Raw genomic sequence first — 12,273 nt, forward strand, 5'->3', positions numbered from 1 at the left:
CGATGCCGTTCGAACTGCAAGACCTGACCGGCACCTTCAGCGTCACCGACATCGTGGTCGCGCTGTGTCTGTCCTTTGTGCTCAGTGCCGCGATCGGCTGGGTCTACCGCGCCACCCACCGCAACGTTTCCTACAGCCAGTCCTATGTGCAGACACTGGTGATTCTGGGCATGCTCATCGCCCTCATCATGCTCGTGGTCGGCTCCAACATCGCCCGCGCCTTCGCTCTGGTCGGCGCGTTGTCGGTGGTGCGTTTCCGCAACGCCATCAAGGAAACCCGTGACGTCGGGTTCATCTTCCTCGTCATGGGTGTCGGCATGGCCGCCGGAACGCGCTTCTACCTTCTCGCCATCGTCGCCACTGTCACCATCTGCCTGGTCATCTTCGTCATGTACCGCTTCAGCTGGTTCCAGCTCAATGTGCAGCGCCAGGTTGTCAAGGTGCAGGTGCCCCCGGACGGCAGTTACACCGCGGCCATCCAGGACGCGCTCATCCGGCACACCACCGAATTCGAGCTGGTCTCCATGGAGTCCATCCGCGGCGGCGCGCTCACCGAGCTGATGTACACGGTGCGGCTCAAGAAGGGCACCGAACCCGGCAGTCTCATCACCGCGCTGGGCGAAGTGAACTCCGGCCAGCGGGTCACCGTCCTCACCGGATACGACCAGACGGATCTGTGATGGTCACCGGGCTCAAGCACCGCATTCCCGTGCGGGTGCGCCATTACTGGAAGCTGCTCGCGGTGTGCGCCGCCGTCGTGACCGGCCTGGTCACGCTGGCCGGCAACGTTCAGGTGACACCGCTGGTCACCAGCGCCGCCGAGGTCAAGGGCGATCAGGTCGTGCAGGACTTCGCCGGGACCGTCGACCTTTTCGACCACGAGTTGCCGCATACCATCTCGGTGAGCCTGGACCCCACCGAATACGACCGCATGCTCGACAACTACATGACCACCGGCGACAAGGAATACGTCCGTGCCGACATGACCATCGACGGCACCTACCTGCCCGAAGTGGGCCTTCGCCTCAAAGGCAACTCGACGCTGTCGGCGCTCACCCACGAAGGCAAGACCCGCAACCTTTTCGGCGACCGTGGACGCCAGCCCGACCCGGCTTTGCCGGGCGGTGTGGGCGGTCCCGGCATCGATCCCAATTTCCCGCCGGGGGGCGGTGCCAACCCGCCCCCCGGCGGGCAGCCCGGACAGGGGCCGGGCAACCTGCGTTTCGGCCCCGGCGGCAACCGCACGCCGCTGGACAGCGCCAAGCCCGAGGAGCTGCCGTGGCTCATCAGCTTCGACGAGTTCGTCAAGGGCCGGCGCTACCAGGGCCGCAGCGAGCTGGCGGTGCGCGTGTCCGGCATGGGCGGCGGGACCACCGTGATCAACGAGGCGCTATCGCTGGCCCTGCTTGCCAAAGCGGGCGAGACCACGCAGCGCTATACCTACGCGAGCCTGCACATCAACAGCCGTCCGGTAAGAGCACGGCTCCTCGTGGAGCACCCCGACACCGGGTTCGCGACCGGCCTCGGCAACGGTGTGCTCTACAAGTCGCTGGCCTCCAGCCAGTTCACCTACCAAGGCGAGGACCCGACCGCTTACGAGGACGACTTCAAACAGATCAACGGCAAAGGCAGTTACGACATCAAGCCGGTCATCGACTTCGCCAAGTGGGTGGGTGAGTCCACCGACGCCGACTTCGCCGCCCACCTGGCCGACCGCCTCGACGTGGAGTCGTTCGCCCGTTACGTTGCCGCGCAGAGCCTGCTGATGAACTTCGACGACATGGCCGGTCCGGGACACAACTACTATCTCTGGTACCACCTGGATAGCAAGAGATTTGAGGTTCTCAGCTGGGACCACAATCTCACCTTCAGTGGCATGGGCGGCCCGCGCGGCGGGGGCGTCATGCAGGCCGGTCCGGGTGGCCCGGGTGGAATGCGTGCCGGAAACAAGCTCAAGGAACGCTTCCTGGCCGCCACGTCGTTCAAAGCGCTCTACGACAACGCCTACAGCGACCTGAAGCAACGGTTTTTCGGCAACAACAATGCCGTCGCCACCCTCGACGCGATTGCCGCCGGCCTGGCCAAGCTGGAAGGGGCCGATCCCGCCACCGTCACCTCCGACGCCGACCGACTGCGCGGGTCCCTCAGCGAACAGCCGGCCGGCTGACCCGGGGCATTCGCCTATGATGACGACGTGTGGTGGGGTGGGCTCAGCCCTCGGCGACGCGCGCTGCTGACCGGGGTGGCCGTGCTGGCGATGGCCTCCGTTGTCGGTGGCGGGCTCGCCTGGTACCACGGAGAAAGAAGCCTGACTCCACCTCCGCAAGATCGGCTGGGGCCGGTGGTGTTGGTGCCGGGTTACGGCGGCACGGCTGGCTCACTTGACGTGCTCGCCGCCCGGATCCGCGGCACCGGCCGTCAGGTGAACGTGGTGATGCTCCCGGACGGCGGAACAGGCGACCTCAACCGGCAGGCGGCGGCGCTCGAAGACCAAGTGCGGCAGGCGCTGCGGGATGGCGCGCCGTCGGTGGATGTGATCGGCTACTCCGCCGGAGGTGTGGTGGCCCGGCTGTGGGTGCGCGACCATGACGGCGCCGGCAAGGCCAGACGCGTGATCACCCTCGGCTCGCCACACCATGGCGCGAGCATCGCGGCGGCCGGAGCGGCGGTGCCCGGCGCCTGCCCGACCGCGTGCCAGCAGCTGGCGCCGGGCAGTCGCCTGATGGCCGAATTGTCGGCGCCGGTTGCCGTCCCGCCGGTGTGGCTGTCGGTGTGGACGAACGACGATCAAACGGTGACGCCGCCGGAATCCGCGCGGCTCGACGGCGCGGTCAACGTCGCGGTTCAGTCGCTCTGCCCCGCGTTGCGGCTGGGCCACGCCGATCTGCCGACCGACACCTTCGTGATGGGGCTGGTCGTGGCCGCCATCGGGGTGCAGCCGCTGTCCGTCCCGGCGGCCGGCGGCTGTGTCAGCTCTTGACGTCCTTGGTGGTGAAGTTGGCCCACGCCATGGCAAGGAACACAGCGACGTAGACGGCCTGCAACGCGAGGCCTCTTTCTATGTCGCGCCAGGGAATCGGGTCGCGGAACAGATCTATCCAGGCCAGCCAGTAACGGGTCGGCAGGTAGGGCCGCACGCTGCCCGCCGCGTCCAGGGTCACCAGCACCTGGCTGGCGATGAGCGCGGCAAGGGCGCCCAGCGTGGCGCCCAATGCTGATTCGGTAAGGGTGGAAAGGAAAAGAGCGATAGCGCCCACCCCGAGCATCGACACTCCGACATATCCCATCGCGGCCGCGATCCTGAGCACCAGCTCGGTCGTGGTCAGGGTGGTGCCTGAAACGGTGACCACTGCGGCGGGCTGGGAGGCAAACAGGGACACGCCAACGACATAGGACGTCACGGCCACCATCAGCACGGCGAGTCCGGTGTAGACAGTCAGCGAAATCAGCTTCGCCACCAGCAAACGAGTGCGTGACACCGGCCGCAGCAGGAGATAGCGCAGCGTCCCACCGCTGGCTTCGCCCGCTATGGCGTCGCCGCCCACTACGGCCACCGCCACCGGCAGGAAGATTGGCAGCACTATCGCCAGCGCGGCCGCGGGGAACAGGGCGCCGTTGGCGAGCACGGCGAACAGAAAGGCCGGCTCGCTGCCGGGTCGTGGCGCTATCCTGTTCACCGCGAGGAAGACTGCCACCAGTGCGGGAAGCAGGCACAGCAACGCGATGCTCACCCACGTACGCGGTCTGCGGGCCAGCTTGCGCAACTCGACGAAAATCATGGGCCCACCCGGTCCGAGCCGTGTGCCATCACGGAAAGCACTACCTCTTCGAAGGAACGGCGCTCGGGCATGATCTCGGCGACCCGTAATCCCTGCCCCACCAGGCGTGCGTTGAGCTCGGCGGCGTCGGCATGGCGGACCAGGAGCCGATCGCCGTGGCGCTCCTCGATCTGTCCGTCGAGAAGGCCTACCGCCGTTTCGGCGTCGGGGGTCAGGACCACCACCCGGCCGGTCGGGGCGAACAGCGCGCCAAGTTCGGCCTGCAGCACCAGCCTTCCCTGATCCATCACCCCCACATGGGTGCACAGCTGCTCGACCTCGGTCAGCAGATGACTGGACAGCAGCACGGTGGTGCCTTCCGCGTTCAGCTCGCGAAGCAGCTCACGAATCTCCCGGATGCCTTGTGGGTCAAGCCCATTGCTGGGTTCGTCGAGGACCAGCAACTGCGGCGCGCGCAGCAGAGCCGCAGCGAGCCCGAGCCGCTGGCGCATGCCCAGCGAGTAGGACTTGACAGGCCGGTTGTCTATCCCCGCCAACCCGACGCGGGTAAGCGCCGTGCCGATTCGGGTGCGCCTTGTCCGCCGCGGGCCGCCCGCACCTGCCGCATCGAACAGGGCCAGGTTCGCCGGACCTGACAGGTGACCGTACCCGGCTGGACCTTCGACCAGAGCGCCAACGGCGGGAAGGATTTCGCCCAGGCGCTTGGGCACCGGACGGCCCATGATATGGATAGTGCCGCTGGTGGCGTAGATCAGGCCGAGCAGCAGACGGATCAGGGTGGTCTTGCCGGAGCCGTTGGGCCCCAACAACCCGTAGCGGCTGCCCTCGCTTACCGCGAGATCCACCCCATCGACCGCGACCACCGGGCCGAACCGCTTGGTGAGACCGGCGGTGGTAATCACGGGCGCACCTGGCCTGTGGCAAGCAGATCGGCGCCTGCCTGGCGCAGCACCTCGGCCGTGACCGATCCCGCCAGCAGGTAGGTGCGGCGGTTTCGCCCTGTCCCAGGCGTTCGCATGATCAGTGCGTTGACCAGGGCTGTCTGCATTTCGTAGGCCTCGGCGCCGCCGATGGCGACCGTCACCCCGCCGCCCTCGTGGACCGCTTGCAGCGACTGCGATCCAATCCGTCCCGGCAACGTCACCACAGCGAACAGCGAGACTCCGGCGCCGTAGGCGGCCACGCCCCGCCCGGCGAGCGCCTCGGCCGGTGCGGCCAGGCGCTGCCTTCCGGCCAGCGTCGCCGGCAGCGCCGTCGCGCCCACTCCGCGTAGCGCCGAAGCCACGTCCTGCGCCGTTGTCACGCTGAAACCGGCTGAGGAGGGACGGGACGGCACCAGCAGCTCGGCGCTGGGCGCCCGCTGATCCAGATCGAGGAAGTGGGAGGTGAAAGCCGTGCGGCCGGCCCGGCTGGCCACCTCGACCCGCAGCGGCAGGCCGGTCGCCGGGTCTGCCCACACCTGCACCAGGCCTACCGTGGTGTCCGGATCGGACGGTATCCAGCGCAGCCCGGCCGCGGCCACGCCTGCCACCCGCCGGGCCGCGGCCGCCTCCAGCCGGTCGGCCGGGCTCATCTCGCGCAGCAGCCGCCGGGCCAGGTCGGGTGCCATCAGGTCGGCGGCCGAGGGCAGCCGCACGGCTTCGCCCACCGTCTGCGTCAGCAGGTTGCGTTCGAAATCCCAGATGTGGGTACCGGTGGCGGACCTATACGTGTCGGTTTCGCCGGTCGCGGTGAAGGTCGCTATCCGCCACGACTGCGCCGAGGCGTGCCAGACCCGCACCCGCGTGGTCCCTCCCAGCAATTGCGCAAACTCGCCCAACATAGGCAGGTCGGGCAGCCCCGTCTCGCCGTGCAGGTCGGCGTAACCCTGATAGGGCAGGCCGGCCGACCTCAGGATCTGATCACGGAGCTTGACCGGGTCGGCGGTCACACCCGGCTGCGGCCAGGCGGCCACCGCCGCGGGGAGCAGGCAGAGCACGGCCACCGCCGCCCCCACCAGCGTCCACCGCCGCTGTGCCTGCCGCCGCACGACGGTCATCGGCCGGGCCCGAAACTATCGACGATCCTCACCCTCCATACGGTACGGCCGTTCCGGCCGTTCCACCCGAAGATATCGACGCTATAGAATCAATACGGTTGAGCCGGGTACCGAAACAATCGGAAGCGGTACCGAAAGGATCGGAAATCGTACATGCCTGAGACGCGGCACTACCGTGTGCACGCTGGGTTCGCCGGGGAGCGGGCCGGCGCGGCCGCCCTGACCTGGGGTCAGCGCGGCATGTGGAATGCGATCTCGCGCAACCCTCCCGGGCACTTCAACATTCCGATGGTGCTGGCCCTGCCGCGGCGGCCGTCGCCGACCGTCGAGCGGGTGGTGGTGTCCATCGGCGAGCTGGTCGGCAGGCATGAGGCGCTGCGCACCCAGATCGTGGCCGTGGCAGGGGAACCGGCCCAGCAGGTGGCGCGGGCGGGACGGCTGCCGGTGGAGGTCACCGAGACCGGCTCCGCCGAAGCGGTGACCGGCATCGTGGCCGAGGTACGCGACCGGCTGTCGGCGGCCGCATTCCAGTACCCAACGGATTGGCCATTGCGGGTTGGCCTGGTGGCCGTCGACGGCGAGGTGCGCCAGGCGGTCCTGGTGTTCTGCCACACCGCCACCGATTGGCAGGGCGCTGAGGTGGTCGCCACCCAGCTGCGGGTGCTGCTGCGCGGGGCGACACCGGCGGCGCCGGTGTTGCAGCCGCTGGATATGGCCCATTGGCAGGCAACGTCCGGAAAGGACCGAACCAGGCGCGCGGTGGACTACTGGACGGATTCTTTCCGATCCATCCCGCCGACCATGTTCACCGCCGATGGCCCGGCCCATGAGCCCTCGCACCATCAGGTGATGCTCACCTCGCGGGCGCTCGACGGCGCGACCCGGGTGATCGCGGCGCGGCAGCGGGTCAGCACCACGACCGTGTTGCTGGCCGCGACCGTGGCGCTGGTCGGTTCGTGGACAGGCAACAGCATTTGTGCCCTGCACACGTTGGTGAACAACCGGTTCCAGGCCGGCCACAGCGATGTCGTCGGGATGCTCGCCCAGCTCGCCCTGCTGACTGTGGACATGACCGGCGGCCTGACCTTCGAGGAGCTGGTCACCCGTACCTGGCAGGCGGCCTTGCGCGGCCACCGGCACGCCTACTACGACCAGGCGGCCCTCGATGCCGCCCTCGCCGGGGTGAGAAGGGAGCTCGCCACGGAGGTCAATCCCTACTGCTGCTTCAACGACATGCGCTCCACACAGGACACCGTGGCCGGCGATCCGGCGTTGTTGCCGGGCGAGGAGGCCATCCGGGGCGCACTTTCCGAATCGGTGCTGACGCTCGCCCCGCACGCGCCGCTCAATTGCCGGTTCTGCCTTCGGGTGGAGCCCGCGACGGGTCCGCTCAGCGTGGTGCTGACCGCCGACAGCAGAAGCCTGTCATCTGTCCAGATCGGACAGTTCCTGCGAGATCTGGAGCGGCTTGTGGTGGACGCGGCGTTCGGTGAGGTCCGGCTGGCCGCGCTGCCCGGACGTGGCCGCCGATGATGGCTCGCAGACTGGTCATCGAGGCAAAGCAGCGGCCCTACCCGTTGGCCATCGTTGGCCCGCACCATTTCCGGGTCCGCGATGGCGGGCCGGTCGGCCCGGAAACGGTGCTGTCGCCCGGATACAGCCTCTACTGCCTTGGCGACGAAAAGCGCGAGGCGCTCTTCGTCGACACCGGGCCGGACGTCGACCTGTCCAGCGCCGCCTTCTTCTACCAGACCCAATATGATGCGGCGCGCGCTTTGGTGGCGGTGCCCTACGAAGCGCTGCATACGCTGGCAGGTCAGGTAAACGTGGACGATCGCCAGCTGATTCTGCTCTTTTCGATCGGCCGATGCGGCTCCACCCTGGCCAGCCGAGCCTTCGCCGCGACCGGGGTGCCGGTGTGGTCCGAGCCCGATGCCTTCACCCAGCTGGTGATGCTGCGCGCGGACGGCCGCTGCGATCCGGCCACGCTGCGCCGCCTGGTTCGCAGCTGTGCGCAGGTCACCTTTCGTGGGTCCGGGCCGCACGCGGTGAAGTTCCGAAGTTGCGCCATCGAGCTCGCCGAACTGCTCGCGGGCAACTACCCGGCGGCGAGAGTTATCTTCCTGTACCGGCAAGCGGATACCTGGACCCAATCCTCGCTGCGGGCGTTCGGCGCCTACGACCCGGTGATGGTCAGCAGCCCGTCGCTCGGTCAAGCCCAACCGGCGCAAGGGGCCGGGCAGAGCGCGGTCCAGGACCGGCTTGGCCTGCTGATCCCGTTGCTGGCCACCTACCGCAGGCGGCTGGGCCGGCTGCTGTCCCCGCTGGAAAGCCTCGCATGCCAATGGGTGAGGCAGATGGAGTGTGCTATGTCGCTTTATCAAGCCGGTGTCACCGTGATCCCGGTGCGCTATGAGGATCTGGTGGCACAACCGCGGCAGGTGCTGGCGGACCTGTTCGCCCGGTGTGGGCTGGACCCGGACGCGGCCGCGTGGCGCGCTGTGGACAGCGTTTTCCAAGCGGACTCGCAGGCGGGAACCAGCCTGTCGCGCAGTGCGCTGGGCCCGCCCGGCGCGACGCTGGACGATGCGCAGCGCGTCGAGCTGGCGCGGGTGATCGCCGATCTGTCCACTGTGGTCACACCGGACACCGTGCTGCCGGTCTCGGTGCCGCGGTGACCCGGCGCACGGTTCTGTCCGACGGCATGGGTGTGGTGCTGCGCGCGGTCCGCGGCGAGCCGCGGGTGTTCGCGGTCTCCGTGGGCGGGGCCAGTCTGGTGGCCCTGCTGACCGTCGGCGGCGCTTTCTTGGTGGGCAAGGTCATCGCCGGGGTCGCGGTGCCGGCCATGGAGCGCGGCAAGGTCGACGCCGGCGTGCTCGCGGCCGCGGCGGCGGCCTTGGTGGGGCTGAGCTTGCTCAAGGTCGCCGGCATCTACTGCCGTCGGCTCGGCTCCATGTACATGCAACTGCGTCTGCAGGCCAGCTATCGACGCCGGATCATTCGCCGGTACCTGAGCCTGCCCCCCGCCTGGCATCGCCGCAACGCCACCGGGGAATTGCTCTCCACCGCCAGCTCGGACGTCGACGCGGCCTGGACTCCCGCCGGCAGCGTGGGTTACGCCATGGCGACCGTCGTCCTGCTGGTGTCGGCGCTCGTCGCGCTCTTCCTCACCGACTGGGCGCTGGCGCTGGTGGGCGTGGTGCTTTTCCCCACCCTGTTCGGGGTGTTCGAGGCGTTCTCGCGCCGTTCCGCCCCGCGCTATCGGCGCTCGCAACAACTACGCGGCGAGGTCAGCGCCCTGGCCCATGAAAGCTTCGACGGCGCGATGGTGGTCAAAGCCATGGGCCGGGAGGAGTTTCAAACCGCGCGGTTCGCCGTGAAAGTCAACGAGCTGCGCGATGTGCTGATCTCGGTCGGCCGGATGCGCGGAATCTGCGATCCGGTCGTCGAGTCGCTGCCGACGGCCGGCATGCTCGCGGTGCTGGTGGTCGGCGGGTGGCGGCTGCGGTCCGGGGCGATCGACGTCGGCGATCTGGTCAGCGCGGCGTTCCTGTTCGCCATGCTGGGGGCCCCGGTAAGGGCGATCGGCTGGCTGCTGACCTCGTTGCCGCGAGCGGTCGCAGGCTGGGACAGGATGTCGGCGGTGCTCGACGCCACCGGCGAAATGACTTACGGCACAGGCGTTTCAGTCGCCGGCCGGGCCGCCGCCGAGCTGCGTTTCGACCAGGTGACCTTCGCCCACGACGGTGACCGGCCGGTGCTGCGGGAGGTGTCGTTCACGGTGCCGGCGGGGGCGACGGTGGCCCTGGTCGGGCCTACCGGGTCGGGCAAGTCCAGTGTGGTCTCGCTTGCCGCCCGGCTGATCGATCCGGATCTGGGGACGGTCCGGCTCGATGGCGCCGACCTGCGCTCGCTGCGCGCGGCCGCGCTTGCCGACGCCATAGGCTTGGTGCCCCAGCTGTCCTTCGTCTTTGACGACACGGTGCGGGCCAACGTCACCCTCGGCCGCACCGGGATCGACGACGCACAGGTGTGGGCGGCGCTTCGGGTCGCGCAGGCGGAAGAGTTCGTGCGGCGGCTGGCAGACGGCCTGGACACCGTGCTCGGTGAACGCGGCGTGCTCCTCTCCGGCGGGCAGCGCCAGCGGCTCACGCTGGCCCGTGCCGTGGCCGGGCGGCCGAGGCTGCTCGTGCTCGACGACGCGACCAGCGCGGTGGACCCCGCGGTCGAGTCGGCGATCCTGGCGGCGCTGCGCGACGGCGGCGCCACCGGCTCGGTGCTCATCGTCGCCCACCGGCCCGCCACCATCGCCGCCGCGGATCTGGTGGTATTCCTGGTGGACGGCCGGGTGGCCGCGACCGGGAGCCACGCGGAACTGCTGGCCACCGAGCCGGCCTATGCCAGCCTGGTCACCGCCACCCAACGCGCAGAGGTGTTCTCGTGAAACAAAACGCAGGCTCCACATGGGACACTTTGCGGCGCGGTCTCGCGCTGTCGCCTGAGCTTTACCGCGGGCTTGCCACCACCCTGATCCTGGCGACGCTGATGACCGCGAGCCGGGTGGCCGCGCCGGTGGCCATTCAAAACGGCATCGACCACGGGCTGCGCGCACCCGGCGGGCCCGACCTGGGCGTCGTGATGGACGTCGCCGTGATCGCCGCCGTGGTCCTGCTGATCGGCACGGTGACCGGTTACCTGATGGTGTACCGGCTGTACAAGGTCAGCGAGACCGCGCTCGCCGCCGTGCGCATCCGGGTGTTCCGGCATGTGCACGACCTGTCCATGCTGCACGTGCAGACCGAGCAGCGGGGCGCGCTGGTGTCGCGGGCCACCGGCGATGTCGACCAGATCACCACGTTCCTGCAATGGAATGGCGTGGTGCTGCTGATCTGCACGGGTCAGGTACTGGTCACCGTGGTGGTGATGGCAATCTATTCCTGGCAGCTCACTTTGGTGGTGCTGGCCGTGTTCGTCCCGGTGGTCATGGTGATCCGGGCTTGCATGGCGCGCCTGGCCACGCTCTATGTCACGGTGCGCCAGCGGGCGGCCGCCATGCTCGGCGCGGTCTCCGAAAGCGTGGTCGGTGCCGAGGTGGTCCGGGCCTACGACATGTCCGAGCGCACCGCGGAGCGGCTCGACCGCGCGGTCGACGAGTTCCGGGTCACCAGCGAGCGAGCCGCCCGGCTGACCGTCGGGGCGTTTTCCTCCGGCGAGCTGGCGGCCGGTGTGGCGCTGGCCGCGACGGTGGTGGTCGGTGTGCTGCTCGGGGTGGGAAACGGGCTCAGCATCGGCGAGCTCACCGCATTCCTTTTCCTGGTCACCCTCTTCGTGCAGCCGGCACAGGTCGCCGCGGAGATGCTCAACGCGATGCAAAGCGCGGTGGCGGGCTGGCGGCGGGTGCTTGACGTGCTTGAGATTTCACCCGATGTGGCCGATCCGGTGGCGGGAGTCGACCTGCCGCCCGGTCCGCTCGCCGCCCGGCTGGCCGGGGTCGGTTTCGCCTACCCGGGCGGACCACCGGTGCTGTCCGATGTGGACCTGGACATCGCGGCGCGGGCAAGGCTGGCCGTGGTGGGGGAGACCGGCGCGGGCAAGACCACCATCGCCAAGCTGTTGACCCGGCTAATGGACCCGACCTCCGGCCAGGTGCTGCTCGGCGGGGTGCCGTTGACCGCGGTCAGCTTCGCGTGCCTGCGACGGCGGGTGGCGGTGGTGACCCAGGACGGATTCCTCTTCGACGGCACGGTGGCGGAAAACGTCCGATTTGGACAGATGGAGCTGACCGACGACCGGGTTGCCGAGGTCTTCGCCGAGCTCGGCCTCGCCGACTGGCTGGCCCGGCTCCCGTCCGGGCTGGACACCCCGGTCGGCGAGCGAGGCGAGGAGCTCAGCGTCGGCGAGCGCCAGCTCGTCGCGCTGGCCCGCGCCCACGCGGCAGCACCGGACCTGCTCGTGCTCGACGAGGCGACCAGCTCCGTCGACCCGCAAACCGAGCAGCGGCTGGCACGAGCAATGGACGCGGTCAGCCGTGGCCGTACCACGATCGCGATCGCCCACCGCCTGGCCACCGCGGTAAGCGCCGACGAGGTGGTGGTCGTCGACGCAGGCCGCATCGTCCAGCGAGGCCGGCACCGAGACCTGGTCACCGATCCCGGCTCGGTCTACGGCCGCCTCTACGCCTCCTGGCTAAGCCCAGCCGCCGACGGAGACGCCTCCCGGCTCAGCCCAGCAGCCGGCTGAAACGAGCCCAGGCGTGGGCCGTAACTCCTTCTGTGCCACCGACTTCCGCGGCGCGGACTCGGCGCCTCTCCCGGCGGCATTTCTTGGTGGCGCTCGGTGGTTGCGCGCTGTGGGTTGGTGCGGCAATTCTTTGCGCCGGTCCGTGGTTGCGCGCTGTGGGTTGGTGCGGCAATTCTTGGCGCCGGTCCGTGGTGGTTGCGCGCCGCGAACTCCCGT

The 12,273-nt window shown here is 69.2% G+C and carries 10 protein-coding genes; 7 read left to right on the forward strand and 3 right to left on the reverse strand.

Annotated features, from left to right (window positions below; genetic code table 11):
- The first annotated feature begins 2 nt into the window (after window positions 1-2).
- The 3 genes from Rhe02_RS20915 to Rhe02_RS20925 are packed head-to-tail and all read left to right on the forward strand — an operon-like array spanning window position 3 to window position 2,980.
- Complete coding sequence (locus Rhe02_RS20915; RefSeq protein ID WP_203909977.1) at window positions 3-680, forward strand: DUF4956 domain-containing protein; 678 nt, start codon at window positions 3-5, stop codon at window positions 678-680.
- Window positions 680-2,167 carry a CotH kinase family protein gene (locus tag Rhe02_RS20920; RefSeq protein WP_203909978.1) on the forward strand — a complete coding sequence of 496 codons (1,488 nt, stop codon included), beginning with the start codon at window positions 680-682 and terminating at the stop codon, window positions 2,165-2,167. The genes Rhe02_RS20915 and Rhe02_RS20920 overlap by 1 nt, the downstream gene beginning before the upstream one ends.
- Before the next feature lie 27 nt (window positions 2,168-2,194).
- Window positions 2,195-2,980 carry an esterase/lipase family protein gene (locus Rhe02_RS20925; RefSeq protein WP_239123949.1) on the forward strand — a complete coding sequence of 262 codons (786 nt, stop codon included), beginning with the start codon at window positions 2,195-2,197 and terminating at the stop codon, window positions 2,978-2,980.
- Here the strand turns inward: Rhe02_RS20925 and Rhe02_RS20930 are convergent.
- The 3 genes from Rhe02_RS20930 to Rhe02_RS20940 are packed head-to-tail and all read right to left on the reverse strand — an operon-like array spanning window position 2,970 to window position 5,817.
- The gene (locus Rhe02_RS20930; RefSeq protein ID WP_203909979.1) at window positions 2,970-3,779 is read right to left on the reverse strand and encodes an ABC transporter permease; all 810 of its coding nucleotides are present in this window, start codon (window positions 3,777-3,779) and stop codon (window positions 2,970-2,972) included. The genes Rhe02_RS20925 and Rhe02_RS20930 overlap by 11 nt on opposite strands.
- Window positions 3,776-4,681, reverse strand: a complete 906-nt coding sequence (locus Rhe02_RS20935) for an ABC transporter ATP-binding protein (protein ID WP_203909980.1) — start codon at window positions 4,679-4,681, stop codon at window positions 3,776-3,778. Before Rhe02_RS20935 ends, Rhe02_RS20930 begins: the two co-directional genes overlap by 4 nt.
- On the reverse strand, window positions 4,678-5,817 hold the full coding sequence (locus Rhe02_RS20940) for a hypothetical protein (protein WP_203909981.1): 1,140 nt from the start codon (window positions 5,815-5,817) through the stop codon (window positions 4,678-4,680). Before Rhe02_RS20940 ends, Rhe02_RS20935 begins: the two co-directional genes overlap by 4 nt.
- A gap of 153 nt (window positions 5,818-5,970) precedes the next feature.
- On the opposite strand from Rhe02_RS20940, the gene Rhe02_RS20945 reads away from it, so the two are divergent.
- From Rhe02_RS20945 to Rhe02_RS20960, 4 genes are read left to right on the forward strand one after another with little or no spacing between them, the layout of a single operon-like run.
- Window positions 5,971-7,350, forward strand: coding sequence for a condensation domain-containing protein (locus tag Rhe02_RS20945; RefSeq protein ID WP_203909982.1), 1,380 nt, complete (start codon window positions 5,971-5,973; stop codon window positions 7,348-7,350).
- On the forward strand, window positions 7,347-8,495 hold the full coding sequence (locus tag Rhe02_RS20950; protein ID WP_203909983.1) for a sulfotransferase family protein: 1,149 nt from the start codon (window positions 7,347-7,349) through the stop codon (window positions 8,493-8,495). Before Rhe02_RS20945 ends, Rhe02_RS20950 begins: the two co-directional genes overlap by 4 nt.
- A 26-nt stretch (window positions 8,496-8,521) precedes the next feature.
- On the forward strand, window positions 8,522-10,261 hold the full coding sequence (locus tag Rhe02_RS20955; protein ID WP_203909991.1) for an ABC transporter ATP-binding protein: 1,740 nt from the start codon (window positions 8,522-8,524) through the stop codon (window positions 10,259-10,261).
- Complete coding sequence (locus Rhe02_RS20960) at window positions 10,258-12,057, forward strand: ABC transporter ATP-binding protein (RefSeq protein ID WP_203909984.1); 1,800 nt, start codon at window positions 10,258-10,260, stop codon at window positions 12,055-12,057. Before Rhe02_RS20955 ends, Rhe02_RS20960 begins: the two co-directional genes overlap by 4 nt.
- Window positions 12,058-12,273: the final 216 nt, after the last annotated feature.

Origin of the sequence: Rhizocola hellebori, from assembly GCF_016862955.1 — a bacterium.
Taxonomy (GTDB): domain Bacteria; phylum Actinomycetota; class Actinomycetes; order Mycobacteriales; family Micromonosporaceae; genus Rhizocola; species Rhizocola hellebori.